Consider the following 19,764-nt stretch of genomic DNA (forward strand, 5'->3'; position numbering starts at 1 on the left):
CTCCTCAGTCCATGTACTTGCCCAGTACCTTGCTGATGAGCTTGTTCAGCAGGAACATGGCAACGAAAAGTATCATACATATAGCCGAGGCATAGCCCATCTCAAAGCGCTGCCAGCCGTAGTCGAAGGCGTGGGTCATGATGGTATGGGCTTTGTAGTCGGTGCTTGGGAAGCCCACAAGGTTCTGGGCGACTGTGCCTGCGGTAAAGGAGCTCACTATCTGCATTACCGCCGCGAACATGAGCTGGGGTCCCATTGAGGGGATAACGATGTATATGAGCTCCTGCCAGCGGGTGCGTATGCCCTCGATAGCTCCTGCCTCATACATGGAGCGGTCGATGTTCTGGAAGCCTGCGCGCAGTGCGAGGAAGCCTGCTCCGAGGGAGATCCACAGCTGCACAACTATGGTGACGCCCAGGACGTATCTGCCGTCGGTGAGCCACTGAACGGGAGCGTTGATGATGCCGAGATCAATGAGGAAGGAGTTGAGATAGCCGTTCATATCGCCGCTGAAGATCAGCTTCCACACTGTATAAACGTTAGCCATTGAAGGGGCGTAAAATATGAGTGTGAAGAAGGTCTTCAGCTTGGGGTGCATCTCGTTTATGAGCCATGCCAGCAGGAAGCACAGCACATAGCTGACAGGTCCCGTAAGAAGGGCAAACACGATAGTGACCCTTATGGAGCGCATGAATATCTTGTCGGAGAAGAAAAGGGTGGTGAAGTTGGAAAGTCCCACGAACCTGGGCGGCCTTGCCATATCGAAGTCCGTAAAGCCCATAGGCAGGGACATGAGCACGGGAACTGCCGTAAAGAGTATGAAGAATATCATAAAGGGCGCAAGCATACCGTAGCAGGCTTTATTGCGCTTTATATCGCGCCAGAGAGCGCCTTTTCCACGCTTCTGAGTTCTGACCGCCATTTTTCACACTCCTTTCCTTTCAGCCGTTTTTTCGTAACGCCGAGGGCGACCTTCCCTACATATGATAGCCGAACTCAGCCCTGCAAGAAACACAGCCGCTCCCCTGATGGCTAACGGCTAAGGGCTGAGGGCTTTTTTATTCAAGTCCTAAGTTCTTGCGTTTTCGCGTTATTTCGTCGTTTATGTCCCTGTTGTACCATATAAGGGTATCACGGGGATTTGCACCCTCGTTGATGGTCTCGCGGAAGGCGTTCATGATATTTCTGGTCACAGCGTAGGACGCAGGGGTAACGGGTATCTCCGTCAGCTCCTCCTGCTGGGCGCGAAGCCTTGCAAGCTCGTCACCCGACCATGACATCTGTCCCAGAGCCTCGGTGTTGGCTGTGTCAAATCTTCCCATAGTACCCATGAGTCCCTCTATCTGGGCGGCATACCTCACCTGTGTTTCTGTTTCGGTGAACCACTTGATGAACTGCCATGCGTTCTCCTTGTTCTTCACCTTTTTGAAGATGACCGCTCCCGAGCCGCTTGAATTAGCCGCATGGGATACAGTACCGTCCTCTCTTTCGGTGCCGGGCACGGGACAGAAGTCCCACAGACCGTTTATCTCGGGAGAAGCGGCGGTAAGCTGGTTGAAGAAGGTATAATTCGCGATAACTATAGGGTACTCCCCTGTCCTGAATCTGCTGAATCCGTCATAGACCTGCTCGAAGCTGTACTTGGTGTAGAAGTCCGTCCACTCCTCAAAGGACTGCACCGCCGCGGTGGTGTCCAGAGCGGAGGCAGTCTGCTCCGTATTGTAGTAGTTCTGCCCCTTCTGGAGCAGCAGCATTGCAAAGGTATGACCGCATTCCGTGGCAGGGGATATATCATTGGGCGGCAGGACAAGTCCCACCGACATATACCTGCGCTGAAGCGCAGGCAGCATATCTATAAGTCCGCTCCAGGTCTCGGGCGGAGAGGTAAAGCCCAGCTCCGTCAGTATATCGGTGCGGTAGAACATCATGGGGAAGGTCTGGCTGACGGGAAGTCCGTAGCAGCCGCCGTTGTAGGTATACTGTGTCGTTGCGTTTTTCTGGAAGCGCCCCTTTACCTCCTCAAAGTCGTCAAACTGAGAAAGGTCCACAAGAAGGTCACGGGCTGCCAGGTTCACGGGGAACTCTCCACCCAGGAAAAGCGCCGCATCAGGTCCTTTGCCTGCAAGAGTAGCCTCCACCACGCCGCCCGTCACAAGGTTCACGGACACGGGAATGCCTGTTTCCTGCATGAACTGGTTCTCGGTCATCTCCTTGACCACCTGCGCCTGGTCTCTGCCCAGAGCCACCCAGACGTCGATGGCGTCCTCTCCCGAAACATCAGAGAGGGTAGTATAGTCCTCAAAGAATGAACCGATGAAGCCCTCAAAGCCGAATTTCAGCGACTTGCCCAGCTTCTCCTTACAGCTTGTGAAGCTGCGGTCAGCTGACGCCAGCTCGATATAGTCCACCTCAAGGGGCTGGTCGCGGTTGTCCCTCATCCACGCCGAAAGGGAGGTGATACCGGTCTTTATCTGCGAAAGATAGGAGGGTATCTTCAAAGGCTTGGCAGTGCATTTATCCAGTATTACCGCCATGTTCTCTATGGCAGCCGCCTCTGTTCCGCTGCTGCCCGAAATAGACTCTATTTCCTTCTGAACGTCCTTCAGCTCGGCGGAAATGCCGGTGAACTTGTCCACCAGCTCGGGTATCTTCTCGTGAACGTAATAATCCGTATATTTATCGGGAGCGGGTCCCGTTATCATCAGAACTCTGCGGTAATAGGTGTTCAGCTCCTTCACCGCGCTGTCAAGTCTGCGGAGACAGCCGCCTATCTCGCCGGGGACAGCCTCCATTGTAATGGTATGGCTCCTGCCGCCCTCAAGCCAGATGTACACGGGCTCGCCGCCGCTTTCGGGAGTCGTCACAGACCAGTCCGTATCGTAGCTGAACCTGACGCCGTCAAGCTCCTTACAGGGCACCTTGCCGTCGATATAGATACGGCGCTCCGAGTCAAAGCCTCTTATCTGATCCTGTCTCGCCTTTATTCCTATTTTATACCAGCCCCCTGCACCGGTCTCCTCCATGGGTATCTCCCATGTGACCGACTGGAGCGCTTTTTTCCAGCTTCCGCTGCCCAGGGTATTGTAGACCATTTTCCTCGGGTCCGAGGGCGAAGCAAGGTAGCTGCTGTTGTCGTATGTGGGATAGAGCGTTGGATCGGACTTGAACGCTGCATTCTCCCCTTCTATTCTGAAAAGTGCGGAGGCAGTGCCCTCAACAGAGATGTCCGCACTTACGGAAGCCCCATAGCCGCTGTAGTCGGGGAGCTCCTCACGCTGACAGAAACACAGCTTCTCAATAGCCAGCTGAGCCCTTTCCGAACTGAGCTTCAGCTCATGGGAGCCCTTTTCCAGGTAAAAGAACAGGGGCTCGCTGAAAAGTCCGTCCACGTCCCCAAAGAAGCGACTCTGCCACATCGCCTTCTGGACCTGTGCAGGACGCACCTGATTTCCGCGTATATCCGTATATATGTCCTTCTCGTTGACCCATACCCTGCCGAGGGTCAGTCTCGAAGCGGTATCATAGGGAGCCTGTCCGTCTATCTCAAGTCCCAGCTCTATGTAGGTGCTGCTTGATACCATGGGGCAGTAATCCGCCGAAAGGCAGTAATTTCCCGTCTCGGGGACTGTGAACCGATAGGTCACCTCGCCGTCGGCACTGTTCCAGAGCAGTGCATTGTCCCGTTCCTCGCCGAAGTCGTCGGTGAAGCTGCCTTTGCTGAATTCTCCGCCCTCAGCGGAGACGTACTCCGCTCCCCCGATGACTATTTCCCTGTCAGGTCGGGGCTCCGCGGAATGGAGGTCATAGTAGTCGCCGAAGCTGAGCATATCACCGTCGGGTGAAGCCATGGCGTAGTAATCCTCAGCCATTGCCGCACGGACAGAGCCGTCCTCGGCAGCCGCAGGGAATACCTGTGCCGCACCGCAGAAAACAAGGGCTGCTGCCCCCGAGACCAGTCTCCGCAAAAAACTTTTCACTTCCGCTCCGCCCCCTTTCCTCGGACATATAAACAAAAAATGCGCAAGCTCCCTCGGTCGGGGATCATGCGCACAGTCAGCCTGACCGCAGTTCTGCCAAACTGCAATTTTCCATCTAATAGTCAGTATATCAAATTTACGGTGCAATGTCAAGAAACGGAATGTGTCTGTATTATAAATAATATATTTTACATCACGGTGTTTAGCTAAATAACGTATTTCCTTAGCAAACCACACAAACAGAGCTGCATTATTCTGTAAATTCCTCCAAGTATTTTCTGCTGATCTTGCTGCCCGTTCCTGCAAAATTTACTATTATTAAAAAACTGTAAAATCTGTGCTGCATTTTACGTTTTGTATTGACATTTGGACGCTTTTGTGTTATCATAAAAATGAAGAAAAAGCAATTATCCCGATACAAAACTTGACAATAAAAGGAGCGATAGACTTGGCAAACGTGCTCGAAGTAAAAGAGCTGTCAAAGCAGTACTCCAAGATCCTCGCCGCCGACAAGGTCTCATTCGAGATCGGCGAAGGTGAGATATTCGCACTCATCGGTCCCAACGGTGCAGGCAAGACTACTACTATACGCATGATCTCCACACTGCTCCAGCCTACATCAGGCGACGCAGTTGTTGCAGGACACAGTATCCTGAAAGCACCTGAAAAGGTAAGGGAGTCCATTACATACCTCCCCGACGAAGCAGGCGCATATAAACAGATGACGGGCATCAAGTACCTCAGATTCATGGCGGGACTGTTCACATCGGACATCGATACCCTGAACGGCTATGTTGACCGCGCAAAGAATATCTGCGGACTGGGCGACCGTCTCAACGATAAGATAGGAAGCTACAGCCGAGGCATGATAAGAAAGCTCCTCCTTGCGAGAGCTGTTATGACAAAGCCGAAGCTTGCAATACTTGACGAGCCCACCAGCGGTCTGGACGTTCTCAATGCCATCGAGATACGCAAGACCATCAAAAAGCTCGCCGCAGAAGAGGGAATGTCTTTCCTTCTCTCATCACACAATATGCTCGAGATAGAGTTCGTTTCCGACCGCGTAGGCATCATCGCCAACGGCCACCTCATGGTGACAGGACGCACGGACGAGCTGAAGGAACGCTACAGCGCTCCCAACCTTGAGGAAGTATTTGAAAGGGTGGTGAAAGAGAATGAAATTCATTAACCTCCTAAAAAAAGAGATCTCCGAACTCGTAAACGCTCAGATGATAATCGGACTGGTAGTTTCACTGGGCCTTTTCTGGATCATGGGAAATGTTATGCAGTCAGTCACCTCAGAGCTTGCAGAGGACGCTAAGAATACCAACGTGTATATATGCGATATGGACGACAGCGACGTGACCCACGAACTGATAAGGAACATGGAGAGCGACGGCGCTACCGTCAATAAAGTCACTGTAGACGGTGAGGATTACGCCTCAGCCTTCAAGGACAACAGCTTCAAGAGCTTCGTGGTCCTGCCGAAGGGCTTCGCAGACCAGCTGGCAAAGGGCGACAAGCCCGAGGTCATCTCAGTGACCAAGCTTAGATCCGCTTCCACATTCAGCGGTCTCACAGGCGGCACCGATACCGCTGAGGCTCTCATAAACAAGTATGTTTCTATTGAGATCTCGAAGCAGCACGGTGTAACTGAGGAAGATCTGAAAAATATCGAGTCGGAGCTTACGGTAGTCAGCCATACGGTAGTCGCCGATAAGTCCGCAAAGGTATCCAGCGGAGCTGTCCTCGGAAAAATAACCACAACAAACCTGATACTCCCCATTATTATAATGGTGCTCATTCTCATGACGTCCCAGTCACTGATAGCATCAATATCAAACGAGAAAATAGACAAGACCCTTGAGACCCTGCTCTCGGCACCTGTTTCAAGAGGCTCTGTAATAACGGCAAAAATGCTTGCAGCAGCTATCGTAGCTCTCATCAATGCAGGTGTTATGATGCTCGGCTTCTCGGCGTACTCAAAGGGCATGACAGGAGCTGTGACCAACGACCTCGGTGTTTCGGACGCAGTTAACAAGGTACTCTCCACAGGAGATGCAATGAAGCAGCTGGGGCTTAACCTGGGCTTTACGGATTACCTCCTTGTGGGAGTTCAGCTCTTCATCACCATTATGATCTGTCTGGCGATCTCAATTATCCTGGGCGCACTGGTAAATGACTCAAAGACGTCACAGACCATGCTCCTTCCCATAATGATGATGGTAATGATCCCCTGGTTCGTGTCAATGTTCACCGATGTGAACTCACTTCCCATGATCCCCAGGATCATAGTTTACGCTATCCCCTTTACCCACACATTCACCTCTATACCTAACCTGATGTTCGGCAACATGACCGAATTCTGGATAGGTATGGTGTATCAAATAATCGTATTTGCAGTGGTGATGTTCTTCGCACTGAAGCTTTTCAAGTCAGACAAGATACTCACCATGTCACTGAACTTCGGTCAGAAGTCCAGATTCAAGAAAGCAGGCAAAACCATCGAGGATTGATTCCTCTTCCCTTTCCCCATGAAAAGGCGCAGCAGTTTCCGCTCGGGAGCTGCTGCGCCTTTTTATTTACGTGTATCCGCATATAAAGCAAAAAGCTATGCAGTAACTGCATAGCTGTCAAAATAAAATGAATAAATATAGAAGGGGAATTGGGGGATTACTTAATCCACTAATAATATACCAATCCAACCTTAAAATAATCTTAAAGTTACCTTAAATTTTCCTGAATTTTTCATTTTACGGAATATGCGGTCTCAAGAGCTATCTCCATCATGTCGCGGAAGGTGGTCTGTCTCTCCTCGGCAGAGGTGGAAAGTCCCTTCATCGGGCAGTCCGAAACTGTCAGTATGCAGAGGGCGTTCTTCCCTGCCCTTGCGGCATTCATGTAGAGCGCAGCCGCCTCCATCTCGATAGCAAGGACGCCCATTTTCTGCCACTGTGCAAGACTGTCGGCGTCATCGTAGAAGGTGTCGCTGGAGAAGATATTGCCCACATGGAAGCTTGCCCCCTTCTCCTGCGCAGCCTTTACCGCCGCGGAAATAAGGCTCCATGAGGCTGTGGGAGCATAGGTGCCGGGAAGCCTGTACTGTGAAGCATAGGCAGAGTTGGTGCTGGCACTCATTCCGATAACGACGTCGCGGAGCTGAACATTGTCCGCAACAGCTCCTGCGGTTCCTACTCTGATGATATTCTCAACGCCGTACTCGTTGAAGAGCTCCCAGGAGTATATACCGATGGAGGGCATACCCATGCCGCTTCCCTGGACGGATACGGGTACTCCCTTGTACTTTCCCGTGTAGCCCAGCATACCTCTTACCTCGTTGTAGCAGACGGGGTCCTCAAGATAATTCTCGGCGATGAACTTTGCTCTCAGGGGGTCTCCGGGCATGAGAACGGTTTTTGCGATGTCGCCTTTATTGGCGTTGTTGTGTGGTGTCGGCATGAAAAATTCCTCCTTTTTGTATTGGACGGTATCCTGCAAGCAGGCTTATCCGTCACGAATTTATGTCAGCTTCTCTTGAGAAGCTTCTTGGCGGTGTCGATTATCGCCTGATAGTTTGTGAACATTATATATGCGAAAAGCAGGAACACCCACAGCAGATACAGCTTGGGCGAGCCTATGATAAGCACTGCCATCACCATCAGAACTCCCGTATTGATAAGGTTCTTTATGGCATTGAATTTGAAGGGCACATAGTATCTTGCGTCGATTATTCTCGCCCAGAAGCAGATGAGATAGCTGAGGAGAGTTGCCACGGCTGCGCCCTGTATGCCCCAGAGAGGAATGAGGAAGTAGTTCATGGGGATATTGATACCGCAGGCAACGAGAGCTGTCCAGCAGGCGTTTTTCGGGTGCTTGGTGGCGGTGTAGATGCTTCCCAGAAACTGGTTGAAGCACATGAAGATAACTGCAACAACGAGTATGGGAGTGTAGATGTAAACATTCTCATACACCGCATACTTGTCCGAGGGGACAAGGAAAGAAGTGACCGGCTTGATTATAAGGAGAAGTCCGGCACCTGCCATGAACATTATGGCTTCATAGGCTGAGAATACTCTTTCGTAGAACTTGTTCCTGTCCGCGGAGTTGTTCTCGGTTATAGCGGACATACTCCACGCCTGGAAGAAAATGGTGGAGACCACGGAAATGAGGTTCGGTATCTTGTTGGCGTAGCCGTAAAGGCCTACAGCTCCCTCGCCCAGGTCGTGATAGTCGCTGTGCATAACTCTGAGGAAAAGTCTGTCGGAGAGGGAGGTTATCGCCCACATTACTATGGTAGGGATAAGAGGGCCCGCAAAGCGCATCATTTCCTGTGCAAGCGCTCTGTTGAAGTAATCCTTTTTCAGGAAATCCCGGAGCCTTGCCGCCACGAAAAGAAATACAACGGAGCAGCTGTCCGAGAGTATGACCGCAAGAAGGAAGCCCTTGACGCCCATCTGCATCTTTGATATGAAAACGATGTTGAACAGGAAGAATGTCAGGGTGGTCAGTATTCCGTCAAGTGAGAAAAGCTTTACCATATCCCTTGAGCGGACGAAGTTCTGACACAGCATTCGCAGGGACGACATGGTGGCATAGGCTATGAACAGCAGCGTGTAGCCTTTGAGGAAGTTCAGTGCAGGCAGCCCCCGCATTATGGGGACGCATACTGCCATTATCGCCATTCCCGCCAGAGTTATCATGCTTGAGGTGGTGAATACCTCCCTCTTGTCATATTCCTTATCGAGACCGAAGCGGATAAGATACTCCTGAAGCGCGAATGTGAACACAGGCTGTATGAGGAGCAGAGTGGTCTCAAGGAGGTCCTTTACACCACTGTTTACATCGTCGATATTATGTGCATACAGTCTTGTCAGCAGTATAACCAGTATCTTTGAGCCGAATACGCCAATGGCAAAGACGCCCGTATTCAAGGCAAGCTTTTTATATTTATTCATTTTCCACACTCCGAACAGTTTACATAATAGTATTATACAAAATATTATACCATATAAAAATTAATAAATCAACGCTCGCGGAGAAAAACTGCGGCTTTTTATATCTGTAATGCGAAAAGCCCCCGGGCGCTCATTGAACACTCGGGGGCAATTTTATATTGTCTTGCAATATTATTCAGTTCTTTCCGCTTACTTTATAAACAGTGACAATTCATCAAGAGCCTCCCAGACAGATGATGAGCCTGCAGCTGCCATGAGTATGATGAAAAGAACTGCAACAGCAAGTGAAATTACGGAAAGAACGATACCTGTAACAGCCATTCCCTTGCCTGCGGGGCCCTTCTTGATAGCAACTGCACCAAGAATAAGACCGATAATAGACAGTATTATGGTAATGGGGTATAAGCAGCATGAAATAAGCATACCTACTATACCAAGCACCATTGAAGCCACAGCCATTCCCACGCTGCCCTCCTGAGGAGGTGCCTGGTAGGGATTCTGCATATTGGGCTGAAAACGATTCTGAGGTCCGTAGTTGTTGGGGGCGGGACCGTTCTGGTAGCCCTGCTGCTGATACGGGTTCTGAGGTCCGTAGTAATTCGGATTAGGTCCGTTCTGATAGCCGCCCTGCTGACCGTAGGGAGCTCCGCCGTTCTGGTAGCCGCCCTGCTGCTGTCCGTAAGGAGCGCTGTTGTTTGAGTAGCCGCCCTGCTGAGCGTTAGGGTCGGGACCGTCTACATATCCTGTTATCTGCTCGCCGCTGTTGATACCGCCCTGCTGAGCATTCGGATCAGTTCCCTGCTGTCCGTTGTTGTAATTGTTATCCATTTGATAGACCCTCCTAAAGGTACTTTTAATAAATAAAGTATACCATTTTTCCCGTATTTTGTCAATATAAAAAGAATAAGCTCCCGCATGGAAACGAGAGCTTATTTGTGTCATCTTTAAGATACAGGACCCAGCACGGGAAAAATATTCCTCAGCACGTAAAAGACCAGGAATGCTGAGATTATCAGCCCCCAGACAAGTCCCTTACGGGGAAGCAGCTTTACCTCCCTGCCGCTTATGCCGATAACTGTTTCCAGATACAGCATCAGAAGCAGGAATGCAATGAAAGGCATTGCGGGGTTATCGCGGATAGCTGTGATGATACGAAAGTGGAGCAGATCGTTCACGCTCCTGGTATTACCGCAGCCCGTACACCATAATCCCGTCATTTTATGCACATAGCATTCAGGGAAGTGCTTCTCGAATCCTATTATATAATTCCTGAGAGCGAACAGGACAGCGACCGCCAGAGGCGCCGCCGCACCTATTATTATTCTCAGTCGTTTAGACATATCTTACTTGATGAAAAGAGCGCCGTCCTGAAGGCTCTCTGCCCACTCCTTGAGTGAGTTGCCTGCAACTGCAGCGAGAATGATACCGAGAACGCCAAGTGCGAGACCGATGATACCGCAAACGATACCGGCTGTAGCCTGACCCTGACCGGGAAGGCCCTTCTTCTTAACATTAAAGCCGAGAGCGATAGCGATGATACCGCAGACGATACCTACATAAGTAATGCAGCATCCGATAACGATAGCACAGATACCGAGAACCATTGAAGCGATAGCCATGCCCTTGCTTCCCTGGGGCTCAAGTCCGCCGTTGTTGTAAGGATCCTGAACATATCCGCCGCCCTGTGCGTAAGGATCAGTAGACATATTCTGCTGATTGTTGTCGTTGTTGTAATTATTATCCATGATAAAATCCTCCCTAAAGGTATTATAATACATAAAGTATACCACCTTTGGTATATTTTGTCAATAGATTGGGAAAAAAATATTTGAAAAATTTATAGGTACATATGTATAAACTATTGCACAATTGTATAAAAAGGAGAAGGCGCTGCCGTTGTTCGGGCGGCAGCGCCAAAAATAAGGAGGTTGTATTTATATACGAAAATATGTGAATAGCATTAATAATTATACATCGCTTATCAGCTCTGCTCGCTTACCAGGAGCGATACGCGGTTCTGGATAAGATCAATGATCTCGTCGGCAGTCTTCTCGCCGCCAAGGTAAGCCATGACCTCTTCCTCAAGTATAGACTCTACCTCGGGATCGAAGTCAGCGGAAACGTTGTCAGCCTTTTCGATATAGTCTACGATAAAGTCTCTTTCTTCCTGTGTAAGAGGATCGACCTTTACTTCCTTAGAGCCGTCATAGTAGGTATAGTCTTCTTCTATCTCCTTGCCGTTCTCGTCCTTGTAGGTAGGCTTCTTCATAGTCTTGTCAGCTTCCTTGTCAAATTCGGATCTGAGTGAGGAGAAGCCGTAGCGGTAGGAACCCTCCTCGTCATCTACTGGCTTGAAGAATTCCTTGATGAATGCCCAGCAGGCGTCCTTATCCTCTGCGTTTGAGAGGATAGCGAAGTGCTGATTGAGTGAGAGGACTGCGCCTCTTCCGTCAGTTGAGGGATTGCCTACAAAAACGATGTCCTCGCCCTTTAATCTTCCCTTGACGGTTGTGATATACTCACTGAAATCGCCTAAATAAAGATCGCCGAGGAGCACCTTGTCGTTCTTGAGGTTATCCTCAGAGAAGTACTCGTTTACCGCACTCTGATCCTCCCAGTCGATGAGCTCTTCCTGTGAGGGGAATTCGTTGCAGAACTCAAGGAGCTTTCTGATCTCGGGTGTGTCGAAGTTGCAGGTGCCCTTCTCATAGTCGATAACGTTGCCCAGTGAGCCGATCATCATCTGGAGTATGGATTCCTTGCAGTCGATATCTGTAAGTCTCATTCCGTCGGGGAGGTTCCTGTATGTCTCGATCATATCATCGGGAGTCCAGTTTTCCTTGTCAACATACTTCTTCTTTGCGATCATGGTGCTGACAGTGAATGTAGGCGAAATTGAAAGGAGCTTGCCGTCGATCTCACAAGCGTTGAGCACGTTGGGCATGATGTCGTCCTTGCTGATCTCGCTGTCATTGTTCATATAATCATAAAGGTCAACGAAGAGCCCCTTGTTGTAAAGGCTGTGGATAAGAGCGCCGTTATATGAAACGATCATGTCGGGAGCATTGCCTGAAACAATATCCTTCTTGAGCTGGTCTGCGCCGGAAGAGAGAGTCTTGCCTGACTCCTGATCGTAGTTGTCATACTTGCTGTAATCCACCATCTTGAAGCGCATATCATCATGGGACTTATTATAGTCTGAGATCTTTTCCTTTACCTCCCAGTCGTCATAGAGAACGCCAACTGTGATGACCTTTGTATTCTCAAGCTCGGAAGCGTCACGCTTTGTAAGCTTATAGAGACCTTCCTCGCCGCTCTGATAATCATTGAAGCAGATAACATAGTCGCCGTCAGCCATGAAGAAGAGGGCGCTCACATAGCCGTTTCCAAGGTCGGAATCAAGCCAGTTTACTATCTCTGTAGCCTTGTTGTCGGCGTCAAGACCGTAAAGTCCCGAGGAACCGCTGACATAGAGTTTGTAATTGTCATCGCCCTTGAATATTGAGCCCATCTGTCCATCAAGACCTGCTGCGCTCATGTCGATAGCCTCGTCCTTCTCCTGAAGAGTCTCGGAATCAAGGAACTTGATAGACTGAGAGTTCTTGAAATAGCCTGTAACAGCGATAGTATCATCATCAATGGCTGAGAAGCTGTCGATATAATTTGCCTCGCCCAGGTCAAGCTTATCCTGTGCCTTTCCGTCAGCGTCCACGAGGACGTAATCCTCGCTCATATCGCCGTACATTGAAAGAACAGCTCTTCCGCCGCCGATAGCGGACATTCTTCCGATATTGATACGTCCTTCCTCGTCAGCATACTCATCAAGACCTGAGATCTCTTTCTCAGACTTTATGGTGCCGTCGAGATCAACGGTATACATCTTATATGTACGCTTTATATTCTTGTCGAACTCCTCATAATCGAAGTTCTCATAGTCAAAATCCGGGTCTTCAAAATCCGGCTTTTCCATATCGCCGTAATCCGATAATGTGGCGAGAGCCATGATCTCTCCGTCGGGAGCGACATTTACATCAAATGTCACATCATCATCGGGCTTTATGCCGAAATCAACGCTGATCTCGTTGAACTCGCCGAATTCATTGTCTGTAAGATAGAATGTAGGTATGCCCTCACCGTAGTCATAGGTGCTGATGATGATCTGATCGTCATTCACCCTTCCGATGGAGCGTATATTTTCCACATCACAGTCCATCTCAACGGCTCTGTATGAGCCTGCCATGAGCTGCGCTGTGTCTTTTGACTTTCCGTCCTGATTTTTTTCCTTTGAGCAGGATACTGCTGATCCTGCGATAACGGTAAGTGCTGCGGAAAATGCTGTGATTCGTTTGAAAAATGTTTTTTCCATAATAATCCCTCTTTTTCAGATTTTTTATTTTTATTGAACTTTCTTTTGTGTGCCTCGGTCTGTGCCTCAGCTTTCTTTCTCTTCGGTCTGCGCAGCCTTTTTCGGCGCCCTGTCCTTCAGCGATCTCCATCTTGCTGAAATGAGGTTAGCCGCAGCTTTTTTCAGACCTTCTTTTTTCCTCATGAACAGTCTGTACGCCATTATCAGCAGGCATACCGCCGTTATGAGTGGTATAGCAAGGAGCAGTCTTCGCGCTCCGTAGATGAATGAGAGCCTGATCTCCACTATCCTTGATGCGTTCTCCCAGAAGGGATAAACGATCTGATTTTTCACGACAGCGTATTCATCAAGCTTTTTCAGAGCCTTCACTCTCGTCTTCGGGAGAAAGCGCTCTGTGTTGTTTACTATGCTGACCTTTCCCTTGTAGCTGTCACCGAGACCTCCCTTTACTTTACTGTAAGCGAAATTCTCAACAGGCTCGGGTACAATACATTCATAGCTGGTGATGGTCCTGAATTCGGGGGCAGGCGGTTTGAGGTCGGGAACGGTATCCTCCATCGAAGAGCCGCCGCCGAAAATAAGTCCCGCAGCATAGTAGGATATATAAGCCTTCGGAGTTTTGCCTGCGCTACGCTTCTCGGGCTTGGTAGAAGGAGTATCTATGACTCCTGAGATAAAGAGTTTGACATTATTAATGTATATATTCATTCCCGCGACCTCATCGGAGCCGTAGAGGTCCCATGCAAGCTGGCGGTCGATAACTGCTCCTGTCTGCATAAGATCGTTTTCGGAGAAGTAGGCGCCGCTGAGCAGCTTGAAATCGCGGAACAGGAAGAAGTAATTTCCGCCCACAGCGGTTATCTCTGCATCGGAGCGTCCGCTGTCGTCGCCGCTGACTGTTGCCGTGCCTGCGGGGGCGCTGTAGGCGTCGGGAACCAGGTCAACGCCCTCTGTGGGAGTTACCGAGACGTTTTTCAGCTCTGTCAGAAGCTGACCTCTCAGTGAATTGACGCCGTTCCTGTCGAAGCCGGAGTCGCTGCTGAAAAAGCAGCTTATCTGGGAGTATTTTCTTTTTCCGTCACTGCTCCAGCGGTCTGCCGCATCGTTATAGCTCTGTGCCTTTGCTGCGTGGCTTCCCAGCGCAGTCAGCACCACAGCTCCGATAATGGCGGCGGCATTCACCGCAGCAGCTGCAATGGTAAGTTTTTTCTTTAAGGGTCTCATAAGGTCCACCACCTTATTTATCCTTCATGCGGACCTGATCACCTGACTTCAATGGCTTGCTGGAGGCGGTGATGATATAGTCGCCTCTGTTGAGTCCGCCCGAAACAGCGCAGGATGCAGTATCCGAAGCCTCTACATTGACCTCGACCTTTTCTGCATAATAGCGGTTGCCGAGAGGAGTGTTCTTTGAACGCACCGTATAAACATAGGAGCCCTTATCACCGGTGTGGACTGCATTCTTGGGAACGATTGCATCGTAGTTGCCGCTTCCGAGAGGAACGGAAAGGTCAAGGCTGTCGCCTGTCTGGACATCGCCTGTTACGCTGAATATCAGTGACTTGGCCTTTGAGCCCGAGGTGCTGTCGCTCTTTATTTCCTTGAGTACAGCGGTTATATCGCCGTTCCAGTTGTTGACGATCTCAGCCTCTACGCCCTTCTTGACCTTCTTGAGGTTCTCGTTCTCAACGGTTATCTTTACCGTGAAGCCCTCGTCTGCAAGGTCTATGACAGCAAGTGTCTCTTCGGGAGTAGTAGTAGCATCGGGCTGTACGTTTATGGAGCTTACTATGCCCGAGTACTTGGATTTTATCTCAGTGGACTTTGCTTCCTTCTTGAGCTTATCCACCTTTTCCTGCTGCTTTTCCAGAGCCTTCTTCTTGGACTCAAGTGTGAGGCTTTCCTTCTTGTCCTCGATGGAGTCCTTGCGCTTGGTGTTGTCCAGCTCTATGATGAGGTCCTCAAGAGCGCTCTGCTTCTCGGCAACAGCAGCTGCCAGAGTATCATAGGTCTCGGTGCCGCCCTCGCCGTATTCGGAAGTATAGTTCTCAATAGCCTCACTAACACCTGCCAGTGAACCGCTTACATCGCTGAGCTGAGATGCAAGGTTGCCGCGGATGTTGTTCTTCTCGTTGAAGTAGCTGTCCCTTGCGGTATTTCTTACGGCTTCCTTTTCATCGGCATCAGCCTTGGCGCCTTCCACGTTCTCCCCTGCCTCAAGAGCCATCTGATAGGTCTCATAGGCAGACTTGTAGTCCTCCTCGGCGATAGTGTATGCCGAGCAGAGTGCGGGGAGATCACCGCTGTATTCGGGAGCGGCTTCCGAATAGGAATCAGAGTCGATAGCCCTTATGGTAGCCTGGAGCTTTTCCTGGAGGCCTGTGAGCCTTGTCTGCTCTGACTTGTTGCGTCTGTATTCTTCCTTTGCGCTTGCCGCATTGCTGTCATTATATCTTGCTGCGTCACGCTTTGCGATGAGATCGTTGAGCTCTGCGCGGGCAGCCTTTATCTTCTGATTTTCGGCTGAGTAATCCAGCGGGTCCTTGAGGAGGGCTGTCTCATACTCCAGCTTGAGAGTTTCAAGTGTAGCCTCTTCGGTCTCCAGCTTTTCGCTTTCCACAGTATTTACCGTAAAGAGGACGTCGTCCTTCTTTACCTCCTGACCTGTTTTGATATGTATCTTTTCGATTACTCTGTTGCCGTCAACGGTAACGTTGTAAGCCTGATTTGCTTCAACGACACCGCGCTTCTCGATGCGCTCGGTGAGCTTGCCTGAAGCCACGGTCTCTGTTGATATTTCGGGCAGCGACTTGTTCATGATGGTGTTTGAGAAGAATGTGAGCACCAGCATTACCGCAAGGAATATGATTATGAGAGTCTTTATGAGCTCTCTCCTCTTTGCGGGAGTCCTGGCTTCCTTCTCGCTGCTGTCCGAAGTTATTTCCTTTACTTCTTTTGTGTCGTTCATATTATATTTACTCCTTCTGAGAGAATAGCTTCGTTGATTGAATGATAGCCTGTGTTTTTCAACTTTTTATCAACCCTTTATGCCGCCCGAATAGGTTATGCCCTCAACGAGGTAATCCTCGCCGTAGAGGAACATCAGCACCGTGGGTATCATGTACACCACTCCCACCGCAAAGGCGAGACCGATGTCTCCCGTATTTATCTGGGAGAGGAATACCGAAAGGGGGTGATAAAGAGGATCCTTCATGAGGACCAGGGGCTGCTCCACCATGTTCCAGTAGTCTATGAATACCAGCATTGCAATGGAAACTATAGCGCCCTTGCACAGGGGAACGTATATCTTGGTGAGTATCTTCAGCTCGCTGGCGCCGTCAAGCTTAGCCGCCTCAACATAAGAGACAGGTATACGGCGCATTACCTTTGTCAGCAGGAATATGCTGAAGGGCGAGAAGATAGCGGGCAGGATTATCGCCCGCCGCGTATCGAGCATATGGAACTTTTCAGCCACAAGGAAGTTGGGCACGAGAGTTACCTGATAGGGCATTATCATAAGTATGATGTATGCGAAGAAGATTATGCTCTTGAACTTGTTGGGGTATCTCGAAAAGCCGTAGGACGTGAGTATCGCCACTATCATCTGGAACAGCGTTATGGGAACTGTCAGTATCACGGAATTCCAGAACTTCATGAGATAGTCCGAATTCTGTACCAGCACAGCCTTGTACTGGGCGAAGGTGACCTTGTCGGGAATGAACTTCAGGTTGACGTTCTGTGAGATGAAGGTCTTTTTGTCCTCGGTCATATTCGAGAACATTGAGCCGTAGTTGGCTGAGATCTCGTTTGAGGTCATGAAGGAATTCGCCAGTGTAAGCACTGTGGGGAACAGGAAAAGTATCGCCGCCGTCAGTATGAATATGAACACTATAACGTCGAAGATCTTCCTGCGTTTCTTTATGTCTAACATTTTCAGCTTCATATCACTCCACATCCTTTCCGAAGATGTTCTCCGCGATGAGGAGGATCGCCATGATGACTATCATGACAAGGGCAAACAGCACCGCCGCCGCCGACAGCTTCTGGTAGTCCAGGCTGTTGAAGGTATTGTTCATGAAGTGCTGGAGCATATACAGCTTATCCTGGGGATAATTTCCCGTCAGCAGATATACCTCGCGGAATATCTTGAATGAGTTTATCATGGAGAGGATAAGTACGAAGAGGATAGTCGGCGAAAGGTATCTCAGCTTGATATGTACGAACTTGTACCAGCTGCTTGCGCCCTCAAGGTCTGCCACCTCGATGATGTCACGGGGTATGGCACATAAAGCCGACATGAAGAGTATCATATTATATCCCAGATTTTTCCAGAGGAACATACATATGATGACCACCTGTCCGTAGGGTGACTTTATCCAGTCGATGGAGTTGCCTCCGAAATGCTCGATTATCTGGTTTATGGTACCGTGGTTGTGGAAGAGCACCTGCCACACAAGGACTACGGAAGCCGTAGGTACCATGAGGGGGCTGAGGAAGAAAGTCCTGAATATGCTCTTTCCGGGTATCTTCCTCTCAAGGAGCATCGCCAGCCCCAGTGAGAGCACCACCGAAAGGGGTACAGATACTATTGAGAAGAAAGCGGTGTTTTTCACCGCCTTGGTGAATGCTACGTTGTGAAAGAGCTTCGTGTAGTTCTGCAGCCCCACAAAGTCCTTCAGAACAGGGTTGTTTATTAGAGAGTAGTATATTACTATGCAGAACGGGATAAAGAAGAATATCATTACTCCTATCAGGCTGGGCATGACGCATATATTGCTGAATACGCGCTCGCCTCTCCTGCCGCACTGGTTTCGGGTCTTGTTTTTCATCTGGTTACAACCTCACAAATGTGTCTTTTGTCCTGAGTGCTTCGTCTGACCTCCGATGTATCAGTCTCTGTAAATAAGTGACCTGAGAGACTGAAAAAGACGAAGGTCAGACATATTTTTATATTTTAACTATATCATGCTGCCGCCGGGCAGTTTGTAACTGTATCATTTCTCCTTCTCAGCGGAGACTTTACTGTATAAAGGTATATGATAGCTGCAAGGCATACAGTACCAAGCAGTGCCATGGACCAGCGGTATTCCCATGAGATGATGTCGCCTGCTATGAACAGCAGCTGTACCGCTATGAAAGGGAGTACCATTATATTATAAAGAACAGCCTTGTTCCTGTCGAGCAGCTTTACCATGAGCCAGCCCCACGCTGCTGCCGCTGTACCGAGCACCGTGTAGACTATAAGATCGGGAACATCAGAGAACAGAGCCGATGAAAGGCTTCCTCCGAACCTCATGTACCCCGCCAGGTCCTTGACCGCCACATATCCGTAGTAGCCAACGTCCAGTCCGAGAAATGTAAGGAAAATATCGCGGAGCATCGTCTTTGCATCAACGTCCCTGTGTATTATAAGAAGTATCACCAGCGGCCATATTGTCATATCCGATATGAGATTGCTCACGCACAGCGGAACGCTGCCGCTCAGTTCTCCCAGGAGCTGTCCTGCGATCCCCATCGCCGCTCCTATCAGGAGATATGCTGTGTTTTTCATTGTTTTCATAGTCCCACTCCCGAACATACCACACTATATACACAGATCAGAAGCTTTCTTTTGTGCATCGGTATGCAAGTTTATTTTTACTATGAACAAGGAACACTGCCGCAGCGGACTTCCCCTCATTTTAATATAATACATCATTGACAAACCATTGTCAATACCCCACAGTAGATTTTTACTCTTTCTTTACTATATGGAATACATATGCCGGGTAAGATCATGCGAGTTTTTGCAGCCTCTTCAGCCGCCCTTTTCATAGTTCTCTTATATCTTACACTGTCAAGATGACATTAACGTGACTTTTTTATAACAAATCTGTCACTTAACTTTCCGTAGAAAAGCACTCCTATAATATTAGACGTTTTAAAAGCCCGAATTGTGACAACAATTTTAAAATTTTTTCAGCCCGAATGGACATAATCGGCATTTTGACTTTCGGTAAGGCGGCGCCAAAGAAAAATTTAGTCAATGTGACTGTTTTTCAGAACTGCTATTGACAATCGGCTCTGATTATGATACAATATTTTCTGTTGAAACGCCGTGCGGGTGTAGTTCAATGGTAGAATTCCAGCCTTCCAAGCTGGTTACGTGGGTTCGATTCCCATCACCCGCTCCAATCATTAGCAGCTATGGCTGCTAAAGTTTTCTGTGCGCCTTTAACTCAGCTGGATAGAGTAACTGCCTTCTAAGCAGTAAGCCGCTGGTTCGAATCCAGCAAGGCGCGCCACACCGAAACTCTCCGTTATATGACTCCATCTAATGGAGAGCTTCGTTTTTATTTATTGAATATGGTGGGTGTAGCTTAGCTGGTTAAAGCGTCGGATTGTGGTCCCGAAGACCGTGGGTTCGAATCCCATCTCCCACCCTCATGAAACAGGCACTTCTGAATTTTCAGAAGTGCTTTTTTCG

At 49.3% G+C, this 19,764-nt stretch carries 15 protein-coding genes and 3 tRNA genes; 5 read left to right on the forward strand and 13 right to left on the reverse strand.

The features are described from left to right. Window positions 1-4 precede the first annotated feature (4 nt). Complete coding sequence (locus tag T488_RS0102245; protein ID WP_028519380.1) at window positions 5-922, reverse strand: carbohydrate ABC transporter permease; 918 nt, start codon at window positions 920-922, stop codon at window positions 5-7. Window positions 923-1,058: 136 nt separating this feature from the next. Then, window positions 1,059-3,977, reverse strand: a complete 2,919-nt coding sequence (locus T488_RS16775; RefSeq protein ID WP_082320408.1) for an extracellular solute-binding protein — start codon at window positions 3,975-3,977, stop codon at window positions 1,059-1,061. Between the two features lie 457 nt (window positions 3,978-4,434). On the opposite strand from T488_RS16775, the gene T488_RS0102255 reads away from it, so the two are divergent. Together T488_RS0102255 and T488_RS0102260 are read left to right on the forward strand one after the other, a co-directional pair. Further along, the gene (locus tag T488_RS0102255; RefSeq protein ID WP_242838292.1) at window positions 4,435-5,166 is read left to right on the forward strand and encodes an ABC transporter ATP-binding protein; all 732 of its coding nucleotides are present in this window, start codon (window positions 4,435-4,437) and stop codon (window positions 5,164-5,166) included. Continuing rightward, window positions 5,153-6,493 carry an ABC transporter permease gene (locus T488_RS0102260; protein WP_028519382.1) on the forward strand — a complete coding sequence of 447 codons (1,341 nt, stop codon included), beginning with the start codon at window positions 5,153-5,155 and terminating at the stop codon, window positions 6,491-6,493. Before T488_RS0102255 ends, T488_RS0102260 begins: the two co-directional genes overlap by 14 nt. Before the next feature lie 232 nt (window positions 6,494-6,725). Here T488_RS0102260 and deoD read toward each other — a convergent pair whose 3' ends face one another. The 11 genes from deoD to T488_RS0102315 all read right to left on the reverse strand — a co-directional run bounded on the left by deoD (window position 6,726) and on the right by T488_RS0102315 (window position 18,858). After that, on the reverse strand, window positions 6,726-7,436 hold the full coding sequence (gene deoD / locus T488_RS0102265) for a purine-nucleoside phosphorylase (RefSeq protein ID WP_028519383.1): 711 nt from the start codon (window positions 7,434-7,436) through the stop codon (window positions 6,726-6,728). Window positions 7,437-7,501: 65 nt separating this feature from the next. After that, complete coding sequence (locus T488_RS0102270; RefSeq protein ID WP_028519384.1) at window positions 7,502-8,932, reverse strand: lipopolysaccharide biosynthesis protein; 1,431 nt, start codon at window positions 8,930-8,932, stop codon at window positions 7,502-7,504. 189 nt (window positions 8,933-9,121) lie between these two features. Continuing rightward, entirely contained in the window at window positions 9,122-9,760 is a 639-nt protein-coding gene (locus T488_RS18535) for a DUF4190 domain-containing protein (RefSeq protein WP_028519385.1), read from the reverse strand. 116 nt (window positions 9,761-9,876) lie between these two features. Next, on the reverse strand, window positions 9,877-10,272 hold the full coding sequence (locus tag T488_RS16785) for a DUF2752 domain-containing protein (protein ID WP_051536167.1): 396 nt from the start codon (window positions 10,270-10,272) through the stop codon (window positions 9,877-9,879). A 3-nt stretch (window positions 10,273-10,275) separates the two neighbouring features. After that, complete coding sequence (locus T488_RS18540; RefSeq protein ID WP_028519386.1) at window positions 10,276-10,677, reverse strand: DUF4190 domain-containing protein; 402 nt, start codon at window positions 10,675-10,677, stop codon at window positions 10,276-10,278. 236 nt (window positions 10,678-10,913) lie between these two features. After that, the gene (locus T488_RS0102290) at window positions 10,914-13,298 is read right to left on the reverse strand and encodes an ABC transporter substrate-binding protein (RefSeq protein WP_028519387.1); all 2,385 of its coding nucleotides are present in this window, start codon (window positions 13,296-13,298) and stop codon (window positions 10,914-10,916) included. 66 nt (window positions 13,299-13,364) lie between these two features. Next, window positions 13,365-14,522: an ABC transporter permease gene (locus tag T488_RS0102295; protein WP_028519388.1), complete on the reverse strand. Its 1,158-nt coding sequence runs from the start codon at window positions 14,520-14,522 to the stop codon at window positions 13,365-13,367. Between the two features lie 13 nt (window positions 14,523-14,535). Continuing rightward, the gene (locus tag T488_RS0102300; protein WP_028519389.1) at window positions 14,536-16,266 is read right to left on the reverse strand and encodes an HlyD family efflux transporter periplasmic adaptor subunit; all 1,731 of its coding nucleotides are present in this window, start codon (window positions 16,264-16,266) and stop codon (window positions 14,536-14,538) included. Between the two features lie 69 nt (window positions 16,267-16,335). Then, entirely contained in the window at window positions 16,336-17,241 is a 906-nt protein-coding gene (locus T488_RS0102305) for a carbohydrate ABC transporter permease (RefSeq protein ID WP_242838286.1), read from the reverse strand. A gap of 1 nt (window position 17,242) precedes the next feature. After that, window positions 17,243-18,127: a carbohydrate ABC transporter permease gene (locus tag T488_RS0102310; RefSeq protein WP_028519391.1), complete on the reverse strand. Its 885-nt coding sequence runs from the start codon at window positions 18,125-18,127 to the stop codon at window positions 17,243-17,245. Window positions 18,128-18,261: 134 nt separating this feature from the next. Next, window positions 18,262-18,858 (reverse strand): hypothetical protein, encoded by a 597-nt coding sequence (locus T488_RS0102315; protein WP_028519392.1) that lies wholly within the window; start codon window positions 18,856-18,858, stop codon window positions 18,262-18,264. Window positions 18,859-19,397: 539 nt separating this feature from the next. On the opposite strand from T488_RS0102315, the gene T488_RS0102320 reads away from it, so the two are divergent. The 3 genes from T488_RS0102320 (at window position 19,398) to T488_RS0102330 (ending at window position 19,721) form a co-directional block, all read left to right on the forward strand. Further along, window positions 19,398-19,471, forward strand: a tRNA-Gly gene (locus T488_RS0102320). Between the two features lie 34 nt (window positions 19,472-19,505). Further along, window positions 19,506-19,582, forward strand: a tRNA-Arg gene (locus T488_RS0102325). Window positions 19,583-19,645: 63 nt separating this feature from the next. Beyond that, window positions 19,646-19,721, forward strand: a tRNA-His gene (locus tag T488_RS0102330). The last annotated feature ends 43 nt before the right edge of the window (window positions 19,722-19,764 follow it).

The sequence above is a fragment of the Ruminococcus flavefaciens ND2009 genome, from assembly GCF_000621785.1.
In the GTDB taxonomy this organism is placed as follows: domain Bacteria; phylum Bacillota; class Clostridia; order Oscillospirales; family Ruminococcaceae; genus Ruminococcus; species Ruminococcus flavefaciens_C.